25 protein-coding genes and 1 tRNA gene are annotated in these 26978 nt (G+C 67.8%); 8 read left to right on the top strand and 18 right to left on the bottom strand.

Annotated features, from left to right (window positions below; genetic code table 11):
• Positions 1-12 precede the first annotated feature (12 nt).
• Positions 13-1743, bottom strand: a complete 1731-nt coding sequence (phaC, locus tag QTI45_RS03495; protein ID WP_286367363.1) for a class I poly(R)-hydroxyalkanoic acid synthase — start codon at positions 1741-1743, stop codon at positions 13-15.
• A 103-nt stretch (positions 1744-1846) separates the two neighbouring features.
• On the opposite strand from phaC, the gene QTI45_RS03490 reads away from it, so the two are divergent.
• A complete protein-coding gene (locus QTI45_RS03490) occupies positions 1847-2143 on the top strand; it encodes a hypothetical protein (protein WP_286367362.1) in 297 nt (98 codons plus the stop codon).
• Here the strand turns inward: QTI45_RS03490 and pgeF are convergent.
• Both pgeF and maiA read right to left on the bottom strand, forming a co-directional pair.
• Positions 2075-2824 (bottom strand): peptidoglycan editing factor PgeF, encoded by a 750-nt coding sequence (pgeF, locus tag QTI45_RS03485; protein ID WP_286653502.1) that lies wholly within the window; start codon positions 2822-2824, stop codon positions 2075-2077. The two genes, QTI45_RS03490 and pgeF, sit on opposite strands and share 69 nt — an antisense overlap.
• A 2-nt stretch (positions 2825-2826) precedes the next feature.
• On the bottom strand, positions 2827-3465 hold the full coding sequence (gene maiA, locus QTI45_RS03480; RefSeq protein ID WP_286367360.1) for a maleylacetoacetate isomerase: 639 nt from the start codon (positions 3463-3465) through the stop codon (positions 2827-2829).
• Positions 3466-3567: 102 nt separating this feature from the next.
• Here maiA and QTI45_RS03475 point away from each other — a divergent pair, with 102 nt between their 5' ends.
• From QTI45_RS03475 to QTI45_RS03450, 6 genes are all read left to right on the top strand, one after another.
• Positions 3568-4269, top strand: coding sequence for a fumarylacetoacetate hydrolase family protein (locus QTI45_RS03475; protein ID WP_286653501.1), 702 nt, complete (start codon positions 3568-3570; stop codon positions 4267-4269).
• Positions 4270-4277: 8 nt separating this feature from the next.
• Positions 4278-4829 (top strand): NUDIX hydrolase, encoded by a 552-nt coding sequence (locus tag QTI45_RS03470; RefSeq protein ID WP_286367358.1) that lies wholly within the window; start codon positions 4278-4280, stop codon positions 4827-4829.
• Positions 4826-5302, top strand: coding sequence for a CreA family protein (locus QTI45_RS03465; protein WP_286367357.1), 477 nt, complete (start codon positions 4826-4828; stop codon positions 5300-5302). Before QTI45_RS03470 ends, QTI45_RS03465 begins: the two co-directional genes overlap by 4 nt.
• 15 nt (positions 5303-5317) lie before the next feature.
• Positions 5318-7090, top strand: a complete 1773-nt coding sequence (locus QTI45_RS03460) for an ABC transporter ATP-binding protein (RefSeq protein WP_286653500.1) — start codon at positions 5318-5320, stop codon at positions 7088-7090.
• A 68-nt stretch (positions 7091-7158) separates the two neighbouring features.
• Entirely contained in the window at positions 7159-7698 is a 540-nt protein-coding gene (locus QTI45_RS03455) for a murein hydrolase activator EnvC family protein (protein ID WP_444813089.1), read from the top strand.
• Positions 7699-7899: 201 nt separating this feature from the next.
• Positions 7900-8100 (top strand): hypothetical protein, encoded by a 201-nt coding sequence (locus QTI45_RS03450; protein WP_286653499.1) that lies wholly within the window; start codon positions 7900-7902, stop codon positions 8098-8100.
• Between the two features lie 24 nt (positions 8101-8124).
• Here the strand turns inward: QTI45_RS03450 and QTI45_RS03445 are convergent, their stop codons facing one another.
• From QTI45_RS03445 to QTI45_RS03425, 5 genes are all read right to left on the bottom strand, one after another.
• A complete protein-coding gene (locus QTI45_RS03445; protein WP_286653498.1) occupies positions 8125-11088 on the bottom strand; it encodes an FAD-dependent oxidoreductase in 2964 nt (987 codons plus the stop codon).
• 1 nt (position 11089) lies between these two features.
• Complete coding sequence (locus QTI45_RS03440; protein WP_286367353.1) at positions 11090-12016, bottom strand: encapsulin; 927 nt, start codon at positions 12014-12016, stop codon at positions 11090-11092.
• 39 nt (positions 12017-12055) lie between these two features.
• Positions 12056-12949: a DUF3237 domain-containing protein gene (locus tag QTI45_RS03435; protein WP_286367352.1), complete on the bottom strand. Its 894-nt coding sequence runs from the start codon at positions 12947-12949 to the stop codon at positions 12056-12058.
• A 1-nt stretch (position 12950) separates the two neighbouring features.
• Positions 12951-16166 carry an AAA family ATPase gene (locus QTI45_RS03430; RefSeq protein ID WP_286367351.1) on the bottom strand — a complete coding sequence of 1072 codons (3216 nt, stop codon included), beginning with the start codon at positions 16164-16166 and terminating at the stop codon, positions 12951-12953.
• A 329-nt stretch (positions 16167-16495) separates the two neighbouring features.
• Positions 16496-17914 carry a phenylacetate--CoA ligase family protein gene (locus QTI45_RS03425; protein WP_286653497.1) on the bottom strand — a complete coding sequence of 473 codons (1419 nt, stop codon included), beginning with the start codon at positions 17912-17914 and terminating at the stop codon, positions 16496-16498.
• Between the two features lie 227 nt (positions 17915-18141).
• Between QTI45_RS03425 and QTI45_RS03420 the strand changes: the two genes are divergently transcribed.
• Complete coding sequence (locus QTI45_RS03420; protein WP_286653496.1) at positions 18142-18279, top strand: hypothetical protein; 138 nt, start codon at positions 18142-18144, stop codon at positions 18277-18279.
• A 96-nt stretch (positions 18280-18375) separates the two neighbouring features.
• Here the strand turns inward: QTI45_RS03420 and QTI45_RS03415 are convergent.
• From QTI45_RS03415 to QTI45_RS03370, 10 genes are all read right to left on the bottom strand, one after another.
• Positions 18376-18452 (bottom strand) — tRNA-Pro (locus tag QTI45_RS03415).
• 26 nt (positions 18453-18478) lie between these two features.
• Positions 18479-18949 (bottom strand): MerR family transcriptional regulator, encoded by a 471-nt coding sequence (locus tag QTI45_RS03410; RefSeq protein WP_286653800.1) that lies wholly within the window; start codon positions 18947-18949, stop codon positions 18479-18481.
• Positions 18950-19012: 63 nt separating this feature from the next.
• Positions 19013-19384, bottom strand: coding sequence for an integration host factor subunit alpha (locus QTI45_RS03405; RefSeq protein WP_286367345.1), 372 nt, complete (start codon positions 19382-19384; stop codon positions 19013-19015).
• The gene (pheT, locus tag QTI45_RS03400; RefSeq protein ID WP_286367344.1) at positions 19381-21813 is read right to left on the bottom strand and encodes a phenylalanine--tRNA ligase subunit beta; all 2433 of its coding nucleotides are present in this window, start codon (positions 21811-21813) and stop codon (positions 19381-19383) included. Before pheT ends, QTI45_RS03405 begins: the two co-directional genes overlap by 4 nt.
• A gap of 20 nt (positions 21814-21833) precedes the next feature.
• Positions 21834-22910, bottom strand: a complete 1077-nt coding sequence (gene pheS / locus QTI45_RS03395; RefSeq protein ID WP_286367343.1) for a phenylalanine--tRNA ligase subunit alpha — start codon at positions 22908-22910, stop codon at positions 21834-21836.
• Between the two features lie 134 nt (positions 22911-23044).
• Entirely contained in the window at positions 23045-23404 is a 360-nt protein-coding gene (rplT, locus tag QTI45_RS03390; protein ID WP_012747009.1) for a 50S ribosomal protein L20, read from the bottom strand.
• A gap of 24 nt (positions 23405-23428) precedes the next feature.
• Positions 23429-23632 carry a 50S ribosomal protein L35 gene (gene rpmI, locus QTI45_RS03385; RefSeq protein ID WP_158720412.1) on the bottom strand — a complete coding sequence of 68 codons (204 nt, stop codon included), beginning with the start codon at positions 23630-23632 and terminating at the stop codon, positions 23429-23431.
• Between the two features lie 181 nt (positions 23633-23813).
• Entirely contained in the window at positions 23814-24431 is a 618-nt protein-coding gene (infC, locus tag QTI45_RS03380) for a translation initiation factor IF-3 (protein ID WP_286367695.1), read from the bottom strand.
• 96 nt (positions 24432-24527) lie between these two features.
• On the bottom strand, positions 24528-26435 hold the full coding sequence (gene thrS / locus QTI45_RS03375; RefSeq protein ID WP_286653495.1) for a threonine--tRNA ligase: 1908 nt from the start codon (positions 26433-26435) through the stop codon (positions 24528-24530).
• Positions 26436-26655: 220 nt separating this feature from the next.
• Positions 26656-26967, bottom strand: coding sequence for a putative quinol monooxygenase (locus tag QTI45_RS03370; RefSeq protein ID WP_286653494.1), 312 nt, complete (start codon positions 26965-26967; stop codon positions 26656-26658).
• Positions 26968-26978 lie beyond the last annotated feature (11 nt).

Here is a 26978-nt window from a genome sequence, read left to right as displayed (position 1 = left end):
AAAGGTGGGTGATCAGGCCTTGGCCTTGACGTAGCGGCCCGGCGCCGGCTCGCTCGCCTTGTAGGCGCTGCCCTTGCCGTAGGCCTTGGGGGCAGGGATCTGCTTGCCCGCATGGGTCTTGAGCCAGTCGGACCAGTCGGTCCACCAGCTGCCGGGATGCTCGGTGGCGCCGGCCAGCCATTCGGATTGCGTCTTCGGCAGCTTGCCGTCGGCGCGGATCCAGTGGCTGCGCTTCTTCTTGGCCGGCGGATTGATGACGCCCGCGATGTGCCCGGAGGCGCCCATCACGAAGCGCTTCTTGCCGCTCAGCACCTGCGTCGACGCATAGGCGCCGCCGATCGGCACGATGTGGTCCTCGCGCGAGCCGTAGATGTAGACCGGTGCCTCGATGGCGCCGAGGTCGACCTGCTCGCCGGCGACGGTCAGCGCGCCCGGCAGCGCGAGCTTGTTCTCGTGGTAGGTGTTGCGGAGATACCAGCAGTACATCGGGCCCGGCAGGTTGGTGGCGTCACTGTTCCAGTAGAGCAGGTCGAAGGGCGGCGGCGTCTCGCCCTTGAGGTAGTTGCCCACCACGTAGTTCCAGACCAGGTCGTTGGGCCTGAGGAAGCTGAAGGTGGAGGCCAGTTCGCCGCCCTGCAGCAGGCCGCCCTGCCCCATCTGCATCTCGCGGAACTGCACGAAGTTCTCGTCGATGAAGATGTCGAGCACGCCGGTGTCGGTGAAGTTGAGCAGGGTGGTCAGCAGCGTCACCGAGGCGGCCGGCTGCTCGCCCCGCGCCGCCAGCACCGCCAGCGCGGTGGAGAGAATGGTGCCGCCGACGCAGAAGCCCAGCGTGTCGATCTGGCCGCCCTTCTTGTCCTGCCCGGTGATCTCCTGCGTGACGTGGATCGCCTTGATCGCGGCGTCCTCGATGTACTGGTCCCAGGTGTAGTGCGCCATCGACGCATCGGGATTGCGCCAGCTCACGACGAACACCCGGTGCCCCTGCTCCACGGCATAGCGGATCAGCGAGTTCTCGGGCTGGAGGTCGAGGATGTAGAACTTGTTGATGCACGGCGGGATCAGCAGCAGCGGCCGCTCGTAGACCTTGGCCGTCAGCGGCTTGTATTCGAGCAGCTGGAACAGATCGTTCTCGAACACCACCGCGCCTTCGGTGGTGCCGACATTGCGGCCGACCTCGAAGGCGCTCTCGTCGGTCATGCTGACATGGCCCTGCTGGAGGTCGTGCAGCAGGTTCTGGATGCCCTTGGCGATGCTCTCGCCCTGGGTGTCGAGCGCCTTCTTCTGCGCCTCGGCATTGAAGGCCAGGTAGTTGCTGGGCGCCGAGGCCGCCATCCATTGCTCGACCGCGAAGCGCAGGCGCGAGCGCGTCTTCTCGTCGCCTTCGACCGCCTCCGCCATGCCCATCAGCGTGCGCGCGTTGAGCAGGTAGATCGCCGCCGAGAAGGACGAGACCGGGTTGCTGCCCCAGGCCGCGCCGGCGAAGCGCTTGTCGGCGCCGGCCTGGCCGGCGAAGCCGTTCTGCCAGAGCTCGCCGGCCTCCTTGACGTACTGTTCCTGCAGCGCGCGGAGCTTCTCGGCGGAAAACGAGAATTTCGGCATCTGGCTCCAGGGCGCTCCCGCCGAAGCGGAACCCTGCGCGCCGAGCGATTGAAAGGATTCGAGGGCCTTCTCCCATCCCTGCGTGAGCGCCTGCTGAAAGGGCGCGAAAGTCTCGGCCCCGATGGCCTGTGCGTGATTCATGATGTCTCCTGCTGCCTCACCTCGTCCAAACGGGTTTTGAGTATGCTGCATTCGCAGGGGCCCCACCAGTGCGGCCCGTCATACCTTCCTGAAAACATCATCTATGCACCTCGTCGTGATCGCCTGGCTCTATGTTGCCCTGATGATGGCGGTCGCCGAGGCCACCAACACCACCGGCACCGTGCTCGGCGCGATCTTCACCTTTCTACTCTACGGCCTTTTGCCGGTGGCACTGGTGGTTTACCTGATGGCCACCCCGGCCCGGCGGCGCGCGATCAAGGCCCGCGAGGCGGCCGAGCGCGAGGCCGCGATCCAGGCTGCCAAGGGCGGTTCAAGCGCGCCAGATGCAGGCGGCGAAGCGGCCGCTGACACGGTCGCGCCGATGCGAGAAAAAACGTAACGGGTTGTGCACGGTGCACCAGGCCTCGCTGCTGTCGTTGCCGTGGAGCTGTTCGACACCCGCCGCCCGCAGCCGCATGCGCGCCAGGCCCGCCAGGTCGGCCATCCATTTGCCGGGCATGCCGGCCGGCTGGAAGAACTGATTCGCCACGGGTGAAACACGTTCGAAGGCCGCGCGGACCTCGTCGCCGACTTCGAAGGCATCGGGTCCGATGCAGGGGCCGAGCCAGGCCAGGAGCTTCGATGCCCCGCCCTCGGCCTGGAAGGCTGCCACCGTGTTTTCGAGCACGCCGGCGGCGAGCCCGCGCCAGCCGGCATGCGCGGCCGCCACGCGCTGGCCCGCTTCATCGGTGAACAGCACCGGCAGGCAGTCGGCAACCATGATGGTGCAGGCAATGCCCTGTTCGGTGGTGGTGCAGGCATCGGCGCTGGCGCCGTCGACCGTGAACGGCCCGAGCGGCAGGACGTCGGCGCCGTGCACCTGCTGCAGGAACACCGGCCGCGCCCCGATGGCCTCCCGGAACTGCGCCCGGTTGGCCGCCACCGCCGCCGGATCGTCGCCGACATGCGCACCCAGGTTCAGCCCCTGGAAGCTGCCGGTCGAGACCCCGCCCGCGCGCGTGCTGCAGATGGCGCGCACGGCAGCTGGCGCCGGCCAGTCCGGGAGCAGCCAGTCCGGCATGCTCACGCTTCCGCGTCGGGGCAGCGCGAGGGCTGGGCCCGCTGGAACGCATCGAGCTGCATGCAAGCCTCGAAGGCCGCCATGGTGCGCGGCAGGCCGCTGAAGTCGCAGTCGAAGCGCTGGCCGTTGAAGACCTGCGGCACCAGGCAGCAATCGGCCATGGTCGGCGTGTTGCCATAGCAGTAGGTGCCGGCCGGATGCTGGGCCAGCTGGCGCTCGAAGGCCTCCATGCCCAGGCGCACCCAGTGGCGGTACCAGGCGTTCTTGGCATCGTCGTCGAGCTTGAGCTCGCGCACCAGGTACTTGAGCACGCGCAGGTTGTTCAGCGGGTGGATCTCGCAGGCGATCGACTCGGCCAGCGCGCGCACGTGGGCGCGGCCCACGGGGTCGTGCGGCAGCAGCGGCGGTTCGGGCTGGGTCTCGTCGAGGTACTCGATGATGGCCATCGACTGCGTGAAGCGCTCGCCTTCGTCCTCGAGCAGAGGCACCAGCTGGTCGGGCGAAATCGCCGCGAAGGGACCGGTCTTGTGGTCGCCGCGGGCGATGTGCACCGGGATGTACTCGTAGTCGAGCCCCTTGAGGTTCAGCGCGATGCGCACGCGAAAGGACGCCGAGGAGCGGAAATAATTGTGCAGCTTCATCATCCGGCGAGCATAGCCTCGGCCACCGGGCCGGCCAATCCGCGGCAACCCGCCCTGCCCTCTGGCACACTGCCGCTTTCGCTGAAAAAGGACGCATTTCCCATGACTGCCGAGTTTGTTTTCACCCCCCATCCGGTCGTGTCGATCCCGGTGGTCGGCCAGGCCGCGCGCTTCCCGGTGCACCGCATCTACTGCGTCGGCCGCAACTACGAGGAGCATGCGAAGGAAATGGGCTTCACCGGCCGCGAGCCGCCCTTCTTCTTCATGAAGCCGGCCGATGCCGTGGTGGTGGTCGATGCCGGCACCACCGGCACCATGGCCTACCCGACCCTGACCAAGAACCTGCACCACGAGATCGAACTGGTGGCGGCGATCGGCACCGCCGGCAAGAACATCGCCGCCGCCGATGCGATGAAGCACATCTTCGGCTACGCGGTGGGCCTCGACATGACGCGCCGCGACCTGCAGAACGACATGAAGAAGCAGGGCCGTCCCTGGGACATCGGCAAGAGCTTCGAGCAGAGCGCCCCGATCGGCCCGATCGTGCCGGCGGCGCAGGCGGGCGACATCGAGAATGCCGCGATCTCGGTGCAGGTCGGCGGCGCCGATCGCCAGCGCAGCAACGTGAGCAAGCTGATCTGGAACCTGGCCGAGACCATCGAGCACCTCTCGGCGGCCTGGGAGCTGCAGCCCGGCGACCTGATCTTCACGGGCACGCCCGAAGGGGTGGCGGCGGTGGTTGCCGGCGACACGCTGGTCGGCGAAATCACCGGGCTTCCCAGCCTGACCGTCACGATCGCCTGAATCCACAAATGATCCTGCGCGTCCCCATCAAGCACTGCAAGAACTGCGGCACCGCCGTCGTCTACCGCATCCCGGACGACGGCGACACCAAGGAGCGCGCGGTCTGCCCGGCCTGCAACACGATCCACTACGAGAACCCGCTCAACGTCGTCGGCACGATCCCGGTACTTGGCGACCGCGTGCTGCTGTGCAAGCGCAACATCGAGCCGCGCTGGGGCAAGTGGACCCTGCCGGCCGGCTTCATGGAGCTCGGCGAGTCGACCGAACAGGGTGCGGCGCGCGAGACCGACGAAGAGGCCGGCGCCGAGTACGAGATGCAAGGCCTGTTCGCCGTGATGAGCGTGGTCCGGGTCGGCCAAGTCCACCTGTTCTACCGTGCCCGGCTGCTCAGCGAGCGCTTCGATCCGGGCCACGAGACCCTCGAGGCCCGGCTCTTCACCGAAGAAGAGATTCCGTGGGAGGAGATCGCCTTTCGCACCGTGCGCGAGGCGCTGCAGCGCTACTTCGAGGACCGCCGCCGCGGCAGCTTCGATCGCGTCCACACGCTGGACATCGTATGAAGCGCGCGCTTGGCCTGCAGCTCCTGCTCTGGTCCGCATGCGCCGCCACCAGCGCCGTGGCCGAGCCGATCGGCGAGGTCGACACCGCCTTCAAGCTCATCGGCCCCGACCACAAGATCGTGGTCGAGGCCTACGACGACCCGAAGGTCAGCGGCGTGACCTGCTATGTCTCGCGCGCCAGGACCGGCGGCGTCTCGGGCGCGCTGGGCCTGGCCGAGGACAAGGCCGAGGCCTCGATCGCCTGCCGTCAGGTCGGCCCGGTCAGCGTGACCCAGCCGCTGCCCAAGCGCGAGGAGGTCTACAGCGAGCGGCAGTCGATTCTCTTCAAGCGGCTGCGCGTGGTGCGCATGGTCGATCCCAGGCGCAACACGCTGGTCTACCTGACCTACTCCGACCTGCTGATCGACGGCTCGCCGAAGAACGCGGTCACCGCGGTGCCCATCGATCGCGCAACGCCGATCCCGCTGAAGTAGCGCGGACACCCCCGGATGAGCAGCAGCGCGCCCGGCAACGCAATCCGTGAGCTCTACGGCGCGCTCTGGCACTACGCCGAGGGCGTCCGGCCGCAGCTGCTGGCCGCCACCGCGCTGCTGACCGGCTCGCAGCTGCTGCGGCTCACGATGCCCTGGCTCGCGGCGCAGGCGATCAACGCCTTGCAGACCGGCGACTTCGAAGTTTCGGGCCGCTGGATCGCCGCGCTGGCGGGCATCTATCTCGCGTCCTGGCTGGTCCACGGACCCGGCCGCGTCCTCGAGCGCAATGTCGGCCTGCGGGTCCGCGAGCGGCTCGCCGACACGCTCTATGGCCGCATCGCGGCGGCGCCCCTCGCCTGGCACGACAGCCACCACTCGGGCGAACTGCAGCATCGCGTGCACCAGGCCAGCAAGGCCCTGTCGGACTTCGCACAGAACCAGTTCGTCTACCTCACGAACATCGTCAATTTCATCGGGCCGCTGGTTGCGCTGACCCTGCTGTCGCGCACCAGCGGCGCGATCGCCATCACCGGCTATGTGGTCATCGCGATCCTGGTCTTGCGCTTCGATCGCGCCCTGATGCGGCTGGCACGGGCCGAGAACGACGCCGACCGCCGCTACGTGGCCGCGCTGCTCGACTTCCTCGGCAATGCCTCGACCGTGATCGGCCTGCGCCTGTCGGCGGCATCGCGGGTGCTGCTGGGCCGGCGCATGGCCGCGATCTCGGTGCCGCTCAGGCGCACGGTGGTGCTCAACGAGGGCAAGTGGTTCGCGGTCGACATCCTGGGACTGGCGCTGACCTGGGGGCTGGTCGTGGTCTACGTGTGGCAGTCGCGCGCGCCAGGCCAGGCGGTGCTGCTGGGCGCGGTGTTCATGATCTACCAGTACGCGCAGCAGGCGGCGAGCGTGGTCTCCTCGATGGCCGCGAATTTCCAGTTCTTCGCCCGCATGCACACCGACTACAACAGCGCGGCACCGCTGTGGCAGGCGCCCGAACGGGTTCGGGACATGGCCGCGGAAGGCATCGACACCGATGCGTCGTGGCGCACGCTCTCGATCGAAGACCTGGTCTGGCGCTACGACCCGCGCGGCACGCCGGTTGCGGCCGAAGGCGCGCGCAGCGGACTGCACCGGGTGTCGCTGGCACTGGGCCGCGGCCAGCGGGTCGCGCTGGTCGGCCCCAGCGGCGGCGGCAAGAGTACGCTCTTGCGCGTGTTGGCCGGACTCTATGCGCCGCAGCACGGCACGCTGGCCATCGACGGCCAGCCGCAGCCCTGGCCGCGGCTGCGCAACCTGGTCACGCTGATCCCGCAGGAGACCGAGGTGTTCGAGGCCAGCGTGCGCGAGAACCTCGGCTTCGGCCAGCCCGCCAGCGACGACGAACTGCACGCCGCGATGCATGCCAGCACCTTCGACGAAGTGCTGCAGGCAACCCACGGCGACCTCGACACGCCGCTGTCCGAGCGCGGCTTCAACCTGTCGGGCGGCCAGCGGCAGCGGCTGTGCCTCGCCCGCGGCGTGCTGGCGGCACGCGGCAGTTCGCTGCTGCTGCTCGACGAGCCGACCAGCGCGCTGGATGCGGCCACCGAGGCGCGGGTGCTGGAACGCATCGCGGCCGCCTTCCCCGATGCCTGCGTGGTGGCGTCGATCCACCGCCTGAGCCTGCTGGCGCGCTTCGACACGGTGGTGCTGATGGAAGCCGGCAAGGTGATCGATGCCGGTCCGCGCGAGCTCGTGCTGGCGCGCCAGCCGCTGCTGCAACGGATGGTCGCACCCGCCCCGGCTTGAGCATGCTAAAACCAGGGGCCGGTCACGCGCCGGGGAACCCTTCGCCGCGACCACGTTCCAAAAAAGCCATGCACATCCAGAACTCCCTCTCTCGCGCCGCTGCCTTCGCAGGCACGGCCATCGCGATAGCCGCCCTGGTGGCCTGCTCGACACCGCCGAAGAGCTCGAGTCCGCCCTTCTACCCCTTGCCGCCGGCAGCCCAGCCCGCCCCGCCGGCCGTCACGCCGCCGAAGCCGCAGGCGATCTTCATCCGCCCGGCCCCGGGCCGCACGATCTCGGGCTTCGACGGCACGCGCAACAAGGGCGTCGACATCGCAGGCAACCTGGGCGACCCGGTGCTGGCGGCAGCCGACGGCCGCGTGGTCTACGTGGGTGGTGAACTGCGCGGCTACGGCAACATGGTCATCATCCAGCACAACGACACCTATCTCACCGCCTATGCCCATGCCAAGACCATCCTGGTCAAGGAAAAAGACGTGGTGCGCCAGGGCCAGAAGATCGCCGAGATCGGCAGCAGCGACGCCGACCGCGTGAAGCTGCATTTCGAGATCCGCAAGCAGGGCGTGGCGGTCGATCCCGAGCCCTACCTCAACGGCACCCTGCGCTGACCCGGCCGGAGCCTTGCACGCTGTAGGCGTGCGCTGTCCTCGCAAGGCGAAGTTCTCCGCGCCCTCCTTTCGTTTCGCGCGCGTCAAATACGTTGCGAACAAAAAAAGGAGCACGAGATGAACTGCGAAGCGATCCATTGTCCAGACACGGACAGCGTCAGGTTTGCGATCTACCCCGACGGTTTCGATGGACCTCGCATCATGGCCCGCATCTCGGGCAGCGCGCTGCGCCGGCACTTCGGCGCCGTGCAGGCCGAAGCCAGCCTGATCGCCGCCTGCCAGCAGAATTTCGGCCTCATCGAGGCCAAGGCGCTGGACCGCTACGCGGCCACTCCGCAGATCCCGGTGATGCTCGCGCCGGCCGACTTCGTCGCCGTCAAAGCGCTCGCAGAGGCCGCCTGAGAGCGCGAGCGACTCCGCACTGCGCTACGAATCGCGCTGCACCAGGTAGTCCACGCTGGCGCGCAGCCAGTCCAGGTCCGGCCCGGGCGCCGCACCGGCGAAGGCCGATGCATCGAACTCCTGCGCCGCCGCCTCGGCCAGCGCGACGGCCGATTGCCTGGCCCATTCGATGCTCCCGGTTCCGACCACGATGTCGTGCAGCCGCAGCACTTCGCGCGGCAGGCGCCGCTCGCGCGGTCGCGACAGGAAATGGCTCATCCAGTCACGGTCGCTGCGGCCCGCGTGCGACAGCGCATGCGTCAACACCAGCGTGCGCTTGCCTTCCCACAGGTCGCCATCGATCTCCTTGCCGTAGCGCGATTCGTCGCCGCTCAGGTTGAGCACGTCGTCCGTGATCTGGAAGGCCAGGCCCAGCAGATAGCCAAAGCGGTCGAAGCGGTCCAGCTTCGGATCCTCGGGGTTCGCGACCAGCGCACCGATGCGCAGCGGGTGGATGAAGCTGTACCAGGCGGTCTTCTTGAGCGCCAGCCGCAGGTAGTCGTCGGTGCCGACGGAGAGGTCGTTGTCGCGCACCCAGCCCAGTTCCATGGCCTGGCCCTCGAGCGTCTCCATCAGCATGTGGTCGATCTCGTCGAGGATGCGCAAGGTGCCGGCCGGACCCACGAACTCGCCGCTGCGCCGCATCAGGCGCATCGCCAGCGCGTTCATCGCATCGCCCGTGTTGACCGCCAGCGGGATGCCGGCACGACGGTGCATGGTCGGCACGCCCCGCCGCGACTCGCTGCCGTCCTCGATGTCGTCATGGACCAGAAAGGCGTTGTGCAGCATCTCGATGCCGGCGGCCGCCGGCAGCGCGTGCTCGGCGCGCCCGCCCAGCGCGCGTGTCGTTGCGATGCACAGCGCCGGCCGCAGGCCCTTGCCCGAGCGCGACATGAAATCCTTCACCAGCGCGTACAGGTGGGACTGCGGCTCCCAGGCGGGCACGCCGGACTCCAGGGTCTCGGTGATCAGGCCGCGGTACCAGGCCAGGCGCTCGACGAAGCCGCCCGGCCCCGTGATGTCGCCGCTGCCGGGCACGCGATCGGTCACCCTCAGCACGTTCTCGAGCGGTGCCGGCACGTAGACGGAGCCCTTGCGGACTGCCGGGTCGTCGCCCAGGCCGGCGCCGGAACGCTGCAGTGCCTGGTCGGCGGCATCCAGCGCATCCGCCACGGGGGTGGCGTAAGGCGTCACGGCGGCCATCAGCGGCGCCACCTGGTCGAGCAGCGGCGATGCGGCGCGCAGCGCCTGCAGGGCCACCTGCGACAGCGATGCGTCCCAGGGCAATCCGGCGCGGTGGCGGGCGGCGTCGTGCAGCCGCCAGGGCGTCAGCACTTCCACTTCCTGGAGCGGCCAGACCTCGCAGCGCGGCCCCGCGAAAGCCACCGCATCCAGCAGCGAATTGACCGCCCGCCGCGCCGCCTCGTTGGCCCCTTCCATCGTGGCCAGGTCGGTGTGCGTGCGCACGTAGTCCGAGGCGAGGAACAGGTTCGACAGGCCGGTGGCCGCTTCGGGCCGCAGGGCCCAGGTATCGACCAGGTTCACGAGCAGCGGCTCGGCATTGGCGAGGAAGCCGGGGCGCGTGGGGTCGGGCTGGGTGTCGGAGTCCAGGAACCACGAGTGCAGGTCCTCATCGCGCAGGATCTCCTGCTCGGTGTTGAGCGAGCGCTTGAGCTGCCGCCAGGTCTCGCGCGCCACTTCATCGCGCGAGCACTGCATGGCGGGCCGGCCGTCGGGACCCGGCGCGGTCCAGTCGGAGACATCGACCGAAATGATGTCCTTGACGTGGCCGCAGGCAAGCATCGTCGGCACCACGCTGCGCCAGAACGGGAACTGGGAGATGCTGGTCAGCGCCCACTCGGAATCGATGTGAATCACGTGGCCATGCACCTCGGGAATGTCGCGGTACAGGTAGTACTGCACGCCGTTCATCCATTCGACGTTCGGCGCCAGCGTGCGCAGATTGGCGAGCGAAGCGTCGGCCGCCAGCAGGTCGTCGTTGACCAGCACGGCCATGCGCTCGAGCGGCACGGCGGCGATGTAGTGATCGCCCCGCACCACGGTTCGCACGCCGTTCTCCGACACCACGATGCCGCTCACCTGGTCGCCCGCGCACAGAATCTGCTGGACCTCGGTGTTGAAGTGGTACTGCACGCCGCGCGACTGCAGGTAGCTCAGCCAGGGGTCGATCCAGATCAGGTTGGTCGGGCCGTCGAGCACCCGGTCGGTCGATCCGCCGGTCGGGTTGACGATCGTCAGCATCAATTGCGTGAAGATGTCGCCGATGGTCCGCGCGCTGGCGCGCCTCGCCTTGGCCGCCACCAGCGAGCGCGTGATGCCGTCGCCGAGGAACTTCTTGTAGGCCGTCGAGCGTTCCTCGGCGCCAATGAAATCCCACCAGTTGATGCTCTCGTATTCGTCGAGCCGGCGCTGCTCGCACGAGGTCATGATCTGCCAGATCCGCGAACCGAAGAAGGCCAGGTCGTCGGGCGTGAGCCCGGTGATCGGGCCGAAGGCCAGCAGGATGTCGCGCAGCACCGTGCCGGCATCGCCGGGCGTCTGCGGAAAGTTCGCTGGCACCACGAAGGTCGGCTGGTCGTACTGCGTGAAGCCGACGCGCGTGGTCGCCACCAGATGGTCGGCCACCGGGCGGCCGTCGAAGGACGGAATGCGCCGCATGGTGTCGACCACGTGCTTGTAGAAGCCCGGGAAGAAACGAAAGCCGTGCTCGCCCGGCAGGCGGTGCTCGATGTCGGCCACGCCGCGGTCGGCCAGCTCGTGGCCGGCGCCGCCGTCGTCGTTGTCGCTCACCGGGATGCTGCGCGCCTTGCCGCCGGCGATGTCGCGGCGCTCGAGCACGACCACCTCGAAGCCGCGCTCGATCAACTCGTGGGCCGCGCTCATGCCGGCCACGCCACCGCCGAGGATGACGACCTTTTCAGGCTTCATCTCAGGATGGCTTCTTGATTTCTTCCGGCAGTACGACCTTGCCCGGGTCGTAGGGGGTGCTCCCCTTGACCCGGATCACCTTGACGGCCTTGGCCTCCTTGATGCGCAGCAGGATCTTCTCGTAGACGCGGAAGACGAACTGCGGCTCGTCGGTGACCTGCAGGAAGTTGAGCGAGACATCGGTCGCGACGACCAGTTCGACCGGCTCGGCGCCCAAGGCCACGACCACGCCGGTCTCCGCGGGCAGGGTCGAGGTGCGCAGCAGCGGTCCGCCGCCGAGAAACGGAATGATCCGATCCTGCGGCAGCACCAGCGACGACTGATCGGGCGTCTGCACTTCGGTGAAGAACTGATGGCCGAAGACCACCGCGAACGGCCCGAAGTGCCCGTCCGCCTCGAGCTGGCCGATGCAGTCCGACACGGCACCCACCAGCCGGTTCCCGGTGGTCTTGGCATCGACGAGGTAGGCCTCTTCCGGCGGATTCGCCTGCAGCAGGCCGTTGGTCAACTGGCCGCCCAGCACCTGCGCCACCTTCGACGCCCGCGGAGGCAGGACGCCCGGCCCGGCGAGTCCGCCGAACACGATGTTGTCCTCGAGCCGAGCCAGGATGTTCGCCGCGCGCCGGAACAGCTGCAGGGCGCTGTCCAGCTCCGGGTCCGCCATCTGCGCGCCGCGCAGGAACACGCGCACCTGCAGTGTCGGCAGCTGGACCGTGGTCTTGTCCTCGATCTGCAGCTTGGGCGCCCCGGTGCCGTCGCCGTAGCTGATGACGTCGGCCGTCACGTAGTCGGTACTGGCCGGCAAGGGCCCGACCAGGGGCAGGAAGCGCGCGCCGATGCGGGCCCTCGCCGCCTCCTCCTGGATCGTCTTGCGGACTCGAGCCCACTGCTCGTCGGTCCATGGAACCTGCTGATTGTTGTCCGCCATCTCAACTCCTTGTTGTTGCTCTCGTTTACCGGATTGAAGTCAGGAGGCACCGTCGGGTGCCCGCGGCAGCCCCGAAGACGGCAGCGGCTGCCCGACCCGGACTGCATAGAGATCGAAGCGCACCAGCAGGTCGGCCATCGTGACCCGGCCGACCGCGATGCACTGCAGGCGGTTCAGCCACAGCCACTTGGGGTGCGAGGTGACGAACTGCGGCGCCAGCACCAGCGGGGGCAGCGGGTCGTAGTCGTTGCGCAGGGCGCGCTCGTAGCCGTCGGGGCCGAGGTCGAAGATCCCGTAGTAGCGCGACAGCAGCAGCGCGCCGTCGTCGGTTTCGTAGGTGATGCGCACGTCTGCGACGCCGACGCCATCGCGGCGCACCAGCATCCAGTCGCCGCCCTCGCCGCGGATTCGCGCGTTGATCCGCGGGCCGTGGATCTCGCCCGAAGCGATGTAGAAGGTGATGTGCAGCCCGTCCGGCGCCGGACCGAAGGATTCGGGCGGCTTGGCGAGCTGGACCGTGAAGGCGCCCAGGAAGTCCGTGCCCCAGTCATAGCGCGGCACCACGCCGGTCACCAGCGCGGACTGCGGCGCGACATCCCCCGCGGCGACGCGCGGCGCCACGGCGCGCACCTGGCGTCCCGGGAGTTCGGCGACCACCAATCCCGCGCGCGAGAGCACGGGTTCGTACGCCACCACGTCGCCGGCTTCGCAGGGCGGCAGCAGCGCCCGGAAGCGCTGCGACCCGGGGTCGGACTGCAGCCCGTCCGGCCAGGCCTGCACCGAGGGCTTGCGGACGCCGTTCACGCGCCGCTCGACCTCCAGCCGGTGGCTCGGGTGAGCGGGTGCCACCTGCCACCAGACATCGAGCGGCGTGCCGGCTTCCACCTCCGCAGGCAAGGCGTCGAAGGCCACCGGCGCAGGCGCAGCGATCATGTCAGTGGCCGGCACCTTCGAGCAGCGCGCTGGCGGCGCGCAACTCGGGCTGGTCGAAACTGTCGGTGAAGCGTTCCAGGCAGTGCCGCACCAGGGCCACGCCCTCGGCGCCACGGCCTGTCTTCGCGAGCAGGGCATGGCAGGACATCGCCGCGCGCAATTCGAGCGACAGCGCCCGCTGCGCACGCGCCGTCTCCAGCGCCAGATCGAAGGCGGCCTCGGCCTGCGCCAGCGCACCGGCCTGCAGATGAATCTCGCCCATCAGGCGGTAGACGTCCGGCAGCAGCACGCCGACGTGGCCGCGCCGGGCCGTCTCGGCGGTGGCGGCGAGCATCTCCAGCGCCTCGTCGTCGCGGCCGGCCGCCCGCAGCCCTTCCGCGTGGATCACGGCGACGGTCGGTCCCATGAGATCGGAGCGCGTGGCACGGAACAGCGCAACGCCTTCGAACAGTTCCCTCAGGCCGTCGACCCGGTCGCCCAGGCGCAGGCGCGCCCACCCGCTGCTCATCACGCCGACCGCATACCAGAGCTCCCATCCTTCGGCGCGCGCGAAGCTCTTCACTTCCGCGGCATGGGCCAGCATCCGCGGCGGGTCGTGGTGGAAGGTCAGCATGTAGCAGGCGACACCGAGCGCGTTGCTCAGCGCCGACGGATGGTCCAGGTCGCGCGCCATCGCGATCATCCGGTCGAGCTCCGCCAGGCCCTGGTCCTGGTGGCCCGTCATCCAGAGACTGCTTGCCAGTCCCGCCACCAGGTTGACGGTGGAGCTGATCTGGAAGGTGTTGGTGAGCGCTCTTTCCTGGTCCAGCGCATAGAGCGCGATGCCGGCGTGCGCATGCTCGATGCACTCGGCCCACTCCGCGCGGTAGTAGCGCGTGTAGGAGACCGCGTGCCGGCCCGTCACTTCCAGCATCGGCACGCCGCTGGCCAGCGCCATCGACAGCGCCTCGTTCGCGGTCTCCAGGGCGCGGTCCAGCTGCCCGCCCACGAACAGGTTGGTCCACAGGCCCCAGATCGGCTCGTAGAGCCGGTCGGGGCGCTCGAGCCGATGGCTCAGGCTGCGCGCCCGCTCGCAGGCCTCCGCGACCGTGGGCGAACCCCATCCGTACAGCGTCATCAGCGTCGGTGCGATCGCGATCTGAAGTTCCATTTCCTTGGTCAGCACCTCGTCCGAGGTCGGCAGCTTGGCCAGGCCGTCGAGCGCCCGGCTCAAGTGCCCGTGCGCCTCGGGAACCGCCATCCGCGCCAGGGCGCTCTGTCCGGCCGCGAACCAGTGGTCGCTGGCCTCGGCGTGGTGGCCGGCGCCTGAAAGGTGGCGTGCCACGATTTCGGGTCTAAGCGCCACCTCGCCGCCGAAATCGGACAGCAGCACCCTCGCGATGCGCTCGTGGAAACGCTGGCGCGTCGAGCGCAGCAGCGATTCGTAGGCCGCCATCTGGACCAGCGCGTGCTTGAAGACGAAGGTGGTCGGAGAGGTTTCGGTCACCTGCCAGGCCAGGCCCGCGGCCAGGATGTGCTCCAGGTCGTCGTTGATCTCGGTCTCGGTGCGCTCGCTGACCGCGCGCAGTTGCGCGTAGGTGAACTCGCGCCCGATGGTCGCCGCCAGCTGCGCAGTGCCGCGGGCTTCGCCCAGCCGGTCGATGCGCGCCATGAGCGAGGCATCGACGCTGGCCGGGATCAGGTCCAGCGGCAACGCGCCGGTGAGCGTCCACGAGTATTCGTTCTCCTGCAGCACGCCCGCCTCGATCACGGCCCGCGCCACTTCCTCGATGAACAGCGGCACGCCGTCGCAGCGCTGGATGATCTCGCGGATCACGTCACCGGGGACCGGCTTGCCGTGCGCCACGTGGCGCACCACCGCCTCGACCTCTGCATGCTCGAGGCGCGAGACATCGAGCAGCGGTGTCGCCTCGCCGTTCGACCAGTTCGGCTCGAACTCCGGTCGGGCCGTGAAGAGGCCGAGCAGTCGCAAGCGGCGGCCGCGGGCCACCAGCAGGTCGAGCACTTCGAGCGTCGACGGGTCGGCCCAGTGGAGATCCTCGGCGACCAGGATGGTGGGACTGCGCTGGGCGATGGCCTCGATGACGGCGACCAGCGTCTCGATCGTGCGCACGCGCCGGCGCGTGGGCGACAGCTCCAGCGGCGGATAGCGGTCGTCGAGCGGAATCGACAGCAGCGCCGCCAGCAGCGGCGCCGCGTCGGCCGCCCCGATGCCGAGCAGCATGAGTTGCTGGTCCATGCGGTCCAGGCGTTCCGCGGCCTCGGTCGCGCCATCGAGGGCCAGCACCCGCTCGAGCAGTTCGGTGACCGGAAGAAAGGCGCTGTTCTTCGCGTACTGGGTGCAACGCGCGGCCAGCACCATGGTGTCGGAAGTCGCCGCCTCGCCCCGGAATTCGGCCACCAGGCGCGACTTGCCGATGCCCGGCTCGCCACGCAGGGTGACGAAGCGCGCGGCACCGGACCGGGCAGCGGTCCAGTGCGCCGCCAGCAGCGCATGCTCCTGGCCGCGGCCGACGTAGAGGGTCAGCAGATCGACGCGCTCGAGGCCCGGGACGACGCCCCCGGCGCGGTTCACGCGCCAGAGGCGCACCGCGGAGGCCACGCCCTTCAGTTCGAACTCGCCGCGCGGCTCGCCCTGGAAGTGCTCCTGGGCAATGCGCCAGGTGGCTTCGGTGACCCACAGCGAGTCGGGCTCCGCGAGAGCCTGCACGCGCGACGCGATGTTGGGCGCATCGCCCATCGCGATGTTCTCGCGCCGCGCCCCGGTCCCGACCGGGCTGACCACCACCCGGCCGGTGTCCGCACCCACCCGGATGCGCAGCCGCGCCCCCGAGGGACGCGCCGCGGCCTGGTTCAGCTGCTCCGTCCCCTGGAGGATCTCGAGCCCGCAACTCACCGCGCGCCGGGCATCGTCCTCGTGCGCACGCGGAAAGCCGAAATAGATCTGGACGCCGTCGCCGAGGAACTGCGAGATATAGCCGTCGTAGCGCTCGGCCGTCTCCTGGCAGACCCGCTGGAAGTCGGCGAGCATCTCATGCAGGTCTTCGGGGTCGAGCGTCTGCGACAGCGCGGTCGAACCGACGACGTCGCAGGTCAGCACCGTGATCTGCCGCCGCTCGCCGCCGGCGCGCTGCGCGGCGAAATCCAGGAGTACGCCGCAGCCACCGCAAAAGCGCGCGCTCTCCGAGTTGGCAAAGGCGCACGAGGGGCAGATCAACGTCCACTCCCCGGCAACAGATCGGCACGCTGTCGTTCTTTCCAGGCGTCGGTCTCCTGCGCGAGGAGCGCACAGGCCCGGGCGACGAGGTCGCGTGGATCGAGGTAGAGGGTGTGGGGACCAGCCGCGGCAGCGCTGGCCTGTTCACGCAGATCGCCAGGCGCCGCGCAGGCAGAATCATGCACGACAGGCGAACGAGTGAACGGCGTGCCGCCCCGGAAGTCCCTCCCTACGGGTCGCAGGAGGTGCATAAATGGACTTTACCGAAGATTACTGATTGATACCAGTTCTGCCTAGAATTTAGTACTCAACACGCCACGCAGTGCGGCTCAAGGACCACCAAGCCGTCCGTCCGGCGCCACGACCACGCGCTTCAGCTTGCCGCTGCGGCCGGCGTCGCCGGGCTCGCTGCTGCGCAAATGAACCTGCACGCCCGCGGCGCCCTGGGATTCGAGAAAGGCATCGAGCACCCGGCGCGCGCGCAGCAGCGCGGCCTCTGCCTCTGGGCCCGACAGGCCCGTGCGCAGGAGCAGTTCGCAGGGGCCCTGCTGCACGAGCTGGAAGTCGAACAGGCCGGCCTCTTCCTCGAGCATCGTGCTGAGCGCCAGCGGCAGCACGCTGACCGGGCCCGAAGCGCCGCGGCCCAGGCGCAGGGTGTCGTCGCTGCGCCCCTGCACGTCGATCACGGGCAGCGGCGAGCCGCAGGGGCACCCGCGTGCCTGCAGCACGACCTGGTCGCCCAGGTCGCATCGGATCAGGGGCTGCACATGGTTCGCCAGGTTGGTGAGCAGCGTCGTCGCGCAAGGCTCTCCCGGCGCCACTGCGCGGCCGCTTTCATCCACGGGCTCGAGGATCGCCCAGTCGCAGTTGAAATGCATCCGGCCATGCCGGCACTCCGACGCCATCGACAGGAACTCCGAGGCGCCATAGCTGTTGGTCACGGGGCAGCCGAAGGCCCGGCCCACGAAATCGCGCCTGGCCGCCGACAGGTCTTCGCCGCCGGTCCAGACTTCGGACGGCGACGCCCGCAGCCGCCCGCTCGAACGCTCTTCGGCCAGCAGCGCCGCCGCGCTCGGGTAGGTGGCGATCACGCTCGGCGCAAAGTCGTTCAACGCCGCCACGATGCCCTCGACGGGCTGCAGGAACGAGATGCCCTGCAGGCGGGTCGAGAGCGCCGGATTGAGACGACGCAGGCGCTCGATCGACACCGTGCTCGCGAAGTGCCCCCCGGTCGCACCGACGAAGGCGATGCGATCTCCCAGGCTCCAGGGGTCCAGCCATCGCTGCAGCGGACGCAGGACCGGCCGCCGCACGGCCTCGAGCGCGTCGTAGACCGCCATCGCCATCGCGTCCTGGACGAAGATGCCAGGAACGCCGCTGCTGCCCGAGCTTTCCCAGACCACGTAGCGCCCGAGAAAGGCGTCGGCGATGCGCCGGCGGTCGGCCACGAAGCGGCGCAGCGCGTCCAGCCTGAGGCGCGGGTCGGCGACCCATTCGTCGAATCGCGCCATCAGTTCGGCCTTCTGTGTGCGCGGCAGATCGGCCAGGCCCACGGTGCCCGGCTCGCAGCCCTTGAGCAGGCGCCGGTACAGCGGCGAGTGCAGCCGGGCCGAAGCGAGCAGTTCGCGCAGGCGGCGCGCCTGCCGGTCGGCGATCGCGTCGGCGGTCGCCTGCGAGGCCAGCGCCACATCGACGGCGACCGCACCGGACAGCCACGGATCGACCGGCGGCGGTGCCACCGGGCTCATGCCGCCCGCGTCCCCGCGCCGTCGAGGAGGGCACTGCTCATCGCTGCTCCTTGGAAGCTGCGACTTTGGCAGCCGCCGACCGGATCGAGTTGACGTTCCTCAAGCCAGGCCCGCTTTCCTGGACTTTGATTCAGCGCAAGCCGGCAAAAGCGCGAAGCGCGCAGCATGAAGGCATTCCATCGGCGAGCAGTTCGCGCCATGATTCACGACGTCGGAAAGGAGTCGCCATGAGAGTCACCGTTCCTTCGAAGGCAAGAGGCAGCGCGCGCAGCGTCGGGGTCACCGTGGCCGCGCTGGCCCTGCTGGGCGCCGGCACATTGTGGCTCGCGCTCAATGCACTGGTCGCTTTCGTCACCCGGGATTGAACCGTCCGGGTTCTGGCGGCCTTCTCGAACCCGCCTCGCGCAAAGAAAAACGGCCTACGCCTTGTGGGCGTAAGCCGTTGTTCCGTTTCTTGTTTTTGGTCGGTGTGAAAGGATTCGAACCTTCGACCCCTTGCACCCCATGCAAGTGCGCTACCAGGCTGCGCCACACACCGAAGCTCTCGATTATAGCGGCCCGAATTCAGTGACTCGAGCCAAGGAGCTCACGAATTTCATTCAGTTCTCGCCGCAAGTGGAGCAACTGCGACATATCGATGGTTCGGCCACGCGGCTCGGCCGCTTCCGGCGGCTCCATGTCGTCCTGCACCGCGGCGTCGAATTCCTCCTGGTCGATCTCGATCGCCTCCATGCCCTCGAGCGGCACCTCGCCCGCCTTGCGGCGCTCGCGTTCGGTCTGCACCAGTTCCTGCAGCTTGTTGCGCGCGCCGCTGATCGTGAAGCCTTGGTCGTAGAGCAGGTCGCGGATCCGGCGGATCATGAGCACCTCGTGGTGCTGGTAGTAGCGCCGGTTGCCGCGCCGCTTCATCGGGCGAAGCTGCGTGAACTCCTGCTCCCAGTAGCGCAGTACGTGCGGCTTCACGCCGCACAACTCCGCCACCTCACCGATGGTGAAGTAGCGTTTGACGGGGATCGGCGGGAGTGTTTTCTCCATTGAAATCAAGACAGTGCGAGCGAAACCTCATAGGTTACTCCACCGGCGCACGGAGCACCAATGTTATTCGGCGCCCACGCTCCATTCGACCTCTTGCGGCGCCGCGGCGTCGATGCTTCCGTGGATTTGTTCCTTCAGCTTGGCGCTCGCATGGAAAGTCGCCACCCGCCGCTCGCCGATCGGGATCGCCTCGCCGGTGCGCGGATTGCGCCCCGGCCGCGGTGCCTTGACCCGGATCTGGAAGTTGCCGAAGCCCGAGATCTTGACGTCGGTGCCCTCGATCAGGCTGTTGGCGATCAGGTCGAAGAAGGCTTCAACCATGTCCTTGGACTCGCGCTTGTTCAGGCCGATCTGCTCGAACAGCAGGTCGGCCAGGTGCGCCTTGGTCAATGCCGGCGTTTCGAGGGCTTCGAGCGTGAAATCCATGGCGTTCATACCCGCAGTCGGGCGCCGATGCGGGCGCCGAGTTGATCGATGATCTTGCGCACCGCCGCCTCGACCTGCTCGTCGGTCAGCGCACTGTCGCTATTGAAGCCGAGGCGCACGGCCATGCTCTTCTCGCCCGCCGCCAGGCCCCCGGCTGCCACCGTGCCGTCGCGGCCGACCGTCGGGCGGTAGATGTCGAACAGCGCGAGATCACGCAGCAGGCTGGCATCGGAAGCAGCGCGGATGGCACCCATCAGCGCGTCGTGCGTGACCGACTCGGCCACCACCAGCGCGAGGTCGCGTTCGACCGGCTGCAGCTTGGGCACCGGCTGGGCCAGCGGCAGCGGACGCGCCGTGACCGCATCGAGTTCCAGTTCGAACAGGATCGGCGCCTGCGCGAAGTCCCATTTCTGGCGCCAGCGCGGATGCAGTTCACCGACGACGCCGATGGCGCGGCCGTCGAGCAGCACACGCGCCGCGCGTCCGGGGTGCAGCGCCGGATGTTCGACCGGCTCGAAGGCCGGCACGCGCGGGGCCAGCAGGGCCTCGACGTCGCCCTTGATGTCGAAGAAGTCGACCCGTTCGGCCTTGCCTTCCCAGCGCCCCTCGGCGGCATCGCCCCAGGCCAGGCCGGCCACCCGCATCGGCTGGTGGATGCCCTTGACCGTGCTGTCGGTGGTGGCGACCGAGGCGTCGCGCAGGAACACGCGGCCGAGTTCGAACACGCGCACCTGGGTCGCCCTGCGATCGAGGTTGAACTTGAGCACCTGCAGCAAGGAACCGAGCAGCGACGAGCGCATCACGCTCATCTGGCTGGCGATCGGATTCAGCAGCTTGATCGGGTCGGCGTTGCCCGCCAGATCCTGCTCCCAGTGCGCCTCGACGAAGCTGAAGTTGATGGTCTCCTGGTAGCCCAGGTCGGCCAGCCGATGGCGCACCGCATAGCGGCCGCGCTCGGCCTCGGGCCGCACCCGCGCGGTGATCGGCGCCAGCGGCGGCGTCGTCGGCAGGTTCTGGTAGCCCACCAGGCGCGCGACTTCCTCGATCAGGTCTTCCTCGATCAGCAGGTCGAAACGGTGCGGCGGCGGCGTCACGATCAGCGTACCGTCGCCCTGCTCCACCGGCAGCGACAGGCGGTGCAGGGCATCTGCGCATTCGGCCTGCGTGAGCGGCATGCCGATCACGCGCGCCGCGCGGGCCACGCGCAAGGTCACGGGCTTCGCCTCGGGCAGCCGCAGGGTCTGGTCGTCCATCGCACCGGCCTGGCCGCCGCAGATCTCGACCACCAGTCGCGTGATGCGCTCGATGATCTCGACGGTGCGGCTCGGATCGACGCCGCGCTCGTAGCGATGCCCGGCATCGGTCGAGAAGTTGAAGCGGCGCGAACGGCCCTGGATGCTCTCGGGCCACCAGAAGGCGGCCTCGATGTAGATGTTGCGGGTGTCGTCGGACACCGCCGTGGCGTCGCCGCCCATGATGCCGGCCAGCGACTCGACCTCGCGCTCGTCGGCGATCACGCCGACCTTGTCGTCGACCGTGACCGTGTTGCCGTTCAGCAGCTTGAGCTGTTCGCCGGCCTTGCCCCAGCGCACCGTGAGGCCGCCGTGGATCTTGTCGAGGTCGAAGATGTGGCTGGGCTGGCCGTACTCGAACATCACGTAGTTCGAGATGTCGACCAGCGGCGTCACGCTGCGCTGGCCGCAGCGGGCCAGCCGGTCGACCATCCAGGCCGGCGTCGCGACTTTGGTGTCGACGCCGCGCACGATACGGCCCGAGAAACGGCCGCAGAGATCAGGCGCTTCGACCTTGACGGGCAGCTTGTCGGCGAAGGCCGTCGTCACCGGCGCGATCGCCGGTTTCCTGAGCGGTGCGCCGGTGAGCGCGGCCAGTTCGCGCGCGATGCCGTAGACGCTCAGGCCATGCGCCAGGTTCGGTGTCAGCTTGAGGGTCAGCAGCGCATCGTCGAGCTTCAGCACCTCGCGGATGTCGGCACCGACCGGTGCATCGGCTTCGAGTTCGAGCAAGCCGCCGTGGTCCTCGCTGAGCTTGAGTTCGCGCGCCGAGCACAGCATGCCCTGGCTCTCGACGCCGCGCAGCTTGCCGAGCTTGATCAGAAAGGGCTTGCCGTCTTCGCCCGGCGGCAGTTCGGCGCCGACCAGCGCCAACGGCACCTTGATGCCGACGCGCGCATTCGGCGCACCGCAGACGATGCTGAGCAAGGCGCCCTGCCCGGCATCGACCTGGCACACGCGCAGGCGATCGGCATTCGGATGCTGAACGGCTTCCTTGATCTCGCCGACCACGACCTTGCTGAAAGGCGGCGCCACCGGCCGGCGCTCCTCGACCTCGAAGCCGCCCATCGTGAGCGTCTCGGCCAGTGCTTCGCTGCTGAGTTGCGGGTCGCAGAACTCGCGCAGCCAGGACTCGGGGAATTGCATCTCGTCGTACTCGTCGTTGTTTACTGGAATTGGCTCAGGAAGCGCAGGTCGCCGTCGAAGAACAGGCGCAGGTCGTTGACCCCGTAGCGCAGCATCGTGAGCCGGTCCGGCCCCATGCCGAAGGCGAAGCCGATGTAGCGCTCGGGGTCCAGCCCCATGTTGCGCACCACGTTCGGATGCACCTGGCCCGAACCCGCGACCTCGAGCCAGCGGCCGGCCAGCGGACCGCTCTGGAACTGGATGTCGATCTCGGCGCTCGGCTCGGTGAAGGGGAAGAAGCTCGGACGGAAGCGCAGCACCAGGTCGTCGCTCTCGAAGAAGGTGCGGCAGAAATCGGTGAACACGACCTTCAGGTCCTTGAAGCTCACGTTCTCGCCCAGCCACAGGCCTTCGCACTGGTGGAACATCGGCGAGTGCGTGGCGTCGCTGTCGACGCGGTAGGTGCGGCCCGGCGCGATCACGCGGATTTCGGGCGCCTTCACGGTGCCGGTGGTGTCGGCCGCTGCGGCCTCGAACTGCGCGGCGTATTTCTTGACGTGCTGGTTCGCGTAGCGCACCTGCATCGGGCTGGTGTGCGGACGCAGGTTGTAGGGCACGCCGTCCTCGCCGTCGATGTCGACGTAGAAGGTGTCCTGCATCGAGCGCGCCGGATGGTTCGGCGGGTTGTTGAGCGAGGTGAAGCTGTGCCAGTCGCTCTCGACCTCGGGGCCGTCGGCGACATCGAAACCCATGCTCGAGAAGATCGCCTCGATGCGCTCCATCGTGCGGCTCACCGGATGCAGACCGCCAGCCACGCGACGGCGGCCCGGCAGCGTGACATCGAGCGCCTCGGCCCGCAGCTGCACCGCGAGCTCGTCGTCGGCCAGCTGCTGGCGGCGCTCGGTGAGCGCGGCCTCGATCGCCTGCTTGGCGACATTGATCTGGGCGCCGCGCGACTTCTTCTCTTCGACGCTGAGTGCCGCCATGCCTTTCATCAGCTCTGTGATGCGGCCCGACTTGCCGAGGAACTGCGCCTTCGCGTTCTCGAGTTCGGCCGGGGCCTTGGCTTCGGCGAAGGCGGCGCGGGCGGTGTCGACCAGGGAGTCCAACTCGTTCATGGAGAAATTCTTCGAGATCAATAAAGAAATGCGAGGGCTGCCGCAGGATGAAAAAAGGGCTGGAGCCCTTTCAAGCGCCAGCCCTTGACGTGGGCGCAGATCGCCGTCCGGGGACGGCGCTCTGCTGTGCAGGATCAAGCAGCCAGCTTGGCCTTGACCTGCTCCACGATGCCGGCAAATGCGGCCTTGTCGTGCACAGCGATATCGGCCAGCATCTTGCGGTCGATCTCGATGCCCGCCTTGCGGATGCCGTTGGCGAACTGGCTGTAGGTCAGGCCCAGTTCACGCGAGGCGGCGTTGATACGCGCGATCCACAGTTGACGGAACACGCGCTTCTTGGTGCGGCGGTCACGGTAGGCATATTGGCCTGCCTTCATCACCGCCTGCTTGGCGATGCGGAAGACATTGCCGCGGCGACCGCGGAAACCCTTGGCGAGTGCGAGAACCTTCTTGTGGCGGGCGCGAGCCGTTACACCACGTTTGACGCGAGGCATGTGTGTACTCCTTGTTCGTCTGGATTAAATGCCCATGCCGGGCAACATGGCGGCCATCGAAACCATGTTGGTCTCGTGAACTGCCGTTGCACCGCGCAGGTGGCGCTTGTTCTTGGTGGTCTTCTTGGTCAGGATGTGACGCTTGAAGGCTTGACCGCGCTTGACGGTGCCACCGGGACGAACGCGGAAACGCTTTTTCGCGCTGCTCTTGGTCTTCATTTTGGGCATGTGAATGCTCCTTTAGTTTGTGCTCGTGAGGCGCCGCGGAAACTCCACGGGCTTGTTGGCCCCGAGACACTTCTTCATCTCGCAGCCGCCTTCACCCGAGGGTGAAGGCCACAGCGAAATCTTTTGGAATCCTTTCGAATTCCCTTCGGTCGACTTGCCCGCCAGCCAGGCGGGCGTCGGCTCAGGCCGTGGCCGGAGCCGTCGCCGGCGCGGCCTCGGCCGCCGGCTTCGCAGCGCCACCAGCCTTCTTGCGGCCCGGCGCGATCATCATGATCATCTGCCGGCCCTCGAGCTTGGGGAACTGCTCGACGACGATCAGGTCGGCGAGTTCGTCACGGATGCGCTGCAGCAGCGCCAGGCCGAGCTCCTGGTGGGTGATTTCACGACCGCGGAACCGCAGCGTGATCTTGCATTTGTCACCCTCTTCAAGAAAGCGCCGGATGTTGCGCATCTTGATGTTGTAGTCACCATCGTCGGTACCGGGCCGGAACTTGATTTCCTTGACCTCGATGACCTTCTGCTTCGACTTCGCCTCGGCCGCCTTCTTCTGCTCGTGGTACTTGAACTTTCCGTACTCGATCAGCCTGCAGACGGGCGGATTGGCCGCCGCGACGACTTCGACCAGGTCGACGTCTTGTTCACCAGCCAGGCGCAAGGCCTCGGCAAGACTCACTACACCCAATGGCTCGTTCTCGGGCCCGATCAGGCGGACTTCCGGGGCCATGATTTCCCGGTTCAGGCGGTGTTGGCGTTCCTCGCGGTGGCGGCGGTCGCGGAATGCAGTAGCGATGGTCAGAATCCTTCAAACAATTTGCTACATTTCTGTAGCGAACACCGTCGAATCCACGCCCACAAGCTGCCTGATCAAAAAATCAGCCCTTGAATCCGGTTGAATTCAAAGCTTGTGTTGGATGTCGTGGGCGATCTTTTGAGAGAAGGCGTCCACCGACATGGCACCGAGGTCAACATTGCCCCGGGCGCGCACTGCGACGGCTCCGGCTTCCTTCTCCTTGTCGCCTACGACCAGGATGTAGGGAAGCTTTTGCAACGAATGCTTCCGTATTTTATACGTAATCTTTTCGTTGTGCAGGTCGAGCGCCACCCTAAGCCCTTGATTCTGCAGCGTTTTGGCAACTTCCGCGGCGTAATCGGCCTGGTTTTCGCTGATATTGAGCACCACCACCTGCGTCGGAGCGAGCCACGCGGGCAGCGCGCCGGAATGGTGTTCGATCAACATGCCGATGAAGCGCTCGAGGCTGCCGACGATCGCGCGGTGCAGCATCACCGGGTGGGCGCGGCCGCTGGATTCCGTGACGTACTCGGCGCCCAGGCGCTCGGCCATGTTGAAGTCGACCTGCATCGTGCCGCACTGCCAGTGGCGGCCGATGGCGTCGCGCAGCGTGTACTCGATCTTGGGGCCGTAGAACGCGCCCTCGCCCGGCGAGATGACGAACTCCACACCCGAGCGCCGCAGCGCTTCCATCAGCGCGTTCTCGGCCTTGTCCCACAACTCGTCGGAGCCGATGCGGTTGTCGGGCCGCGTCGCGACCTTGTAGAGGATGTCCGTGAAGCCGAAATCGGCATACACCTTGAGCAGCTGCGCCGTGTAGGCCACGCACTCCTCGAGGATCTGGTCTTCCGTGCAGAACACGTGGCCGTCGTCCTGCGTGAAGCCGCGCACGCGCATGATGCCGTGCAGGCCACCCGAGGGCTCGTTGCGGTGGCACTGGCCGAACTCGCCGTAGCGCAGCGGCAGGTCGCGGTAGCTGCGCAGGTCCGACTTGAAGATCAGCACATGGCCCGGGCAGTTCATCGGCTTCAGCGCGTAGTCGCGCTTCTCGGACTCCGTCGTGAACATGTTCTCGCGGTAGTTCTGCCAGTGGCCCGTCTTCTCCCACAGGCTCTTGTCGAGGATCTGCGGGCCCTTGACCTCCTGGTAGCCCGTCTCGCGGTAGATCTTGCGCATGTACTGCTCGACCTGCTGCCAGACCGCCCAGCCCTTCGGATGCCAGAACACCAGGCCCGGCGCGGCCTCGTCGATGTGGAACAGGTCGAGTTCCTTGCCGAGCCGGCGGTGGTCGCGCTTCTCGGCTTCCTCGATGCGGCGGATGTAGTCGTCGAGCTGCTTCTTGTCGGCCCAGGCCGTGCCGTAGATGCGCTGCAGCTGCTCGTTCTTGGCGTCGCCGCGCCAGTAGGCGCCGGCCAGCTTCGTGAGCTTGAAGACCTTCAGGAAGCGCGTGTTCGGCACGTGCGGGCCGCGGCACATGTCGACGTATTCCTGGTGGTAGTAGAGGCCCATCGCCTTCTCGTCGGGCATGTCCTCGACCAGGCGCAGCTTGTAGTCCTCGCCGCGGGACGTGAAGACGTCGATCACCTCGTCGCGCGGCGTCATCTTCTTGACCACGTCGTAGTCCTGGGCGATCAGCTCGCGCATGCGGGCCTCGATCGCCGCCATGTCCTCAGGCGTGAAGGGGCGCTCGTACGAGATGTCGTAGTAGAAGCCTTCGTCGATCACCGGGCCGATCACCATCTTGGCCGTCGGGTAGAGCTGCTTCACCGCGTGGCCGACCAGGTGGGCCGTCGAGTGGCGAATGATCTCCAGGCCCTCGTCGTCCTTGGGCGTGATGATCTGCAGCTTCGCCGAGTGGTCGATGATGTCGCTGGCGTCGACCAGCCGGCCGTCGACCTTGCCGGCGACTGTCATCTTGGCCAGCCCGGGACCGATCGATTTGGCAACGTCGGCCACCGAAACCGGGCCGGGGAACTCGCGCTGCGAGTTGTCGGGAAGCGTGATCTGGATCATTGGAAAACCTCGTCGAGAAAAACAAAAAAGCGCGGTACGAGACCGCGCTTTGCTCTGGTTGATGGGCCGGGGATTTCCGGCGCGCGCGGCCTACCGGCCTTTTCCTTCGGGGAAAAGACCGCTCGTTGCGTGCGGTGTAGTTCGCGGTGTCATAACCAGGGTGCCTTTCTCGCTCTTGTGGGGTGCTGAGATGGAGCCGCAGATTCTATCCGCAGCGCCGTCAGCTCGCCGCGGCCGCGTTTTTGAGGCCCAGCACCTCGATCGGCTCGATCGACGGCGGCTTGGCGAGCAATTCCGGCGCCTTCGCCATCAGGGCCTGGGCGATCGGGCCTCTCAGGTGGGCCTGGCGGCCGGCTTCGTCCTCGAAGGCGTCGAAGACGCCGAAGACGCTGGGCGACAGGCGCAGCGCGAACCAGATGGGCGTGGTCTTCTCGTCGCGCGCCATGGCCAGGCCGGCTTCGAGGAACTGCTGGACCTCGGCTTCCTTGCCCGGCTTGGCTTCGAGGCGGGCGAACAGTGCGTACTTGATCATGAAAGTCTCCG

It is taken from the genome of Variovorax saccharolyticus, assembly GCF_030316765.1.
Lineage (GTDB): Bacteria > Pseudomonadota > Gammaproteobacteria > Burkholderiales > Burkholderiaceae_C > Variovorax > Variovorax saccharolyticus.
This window is presented reverse-complemented; position numbering and strand designations above follow the sequence as displayed.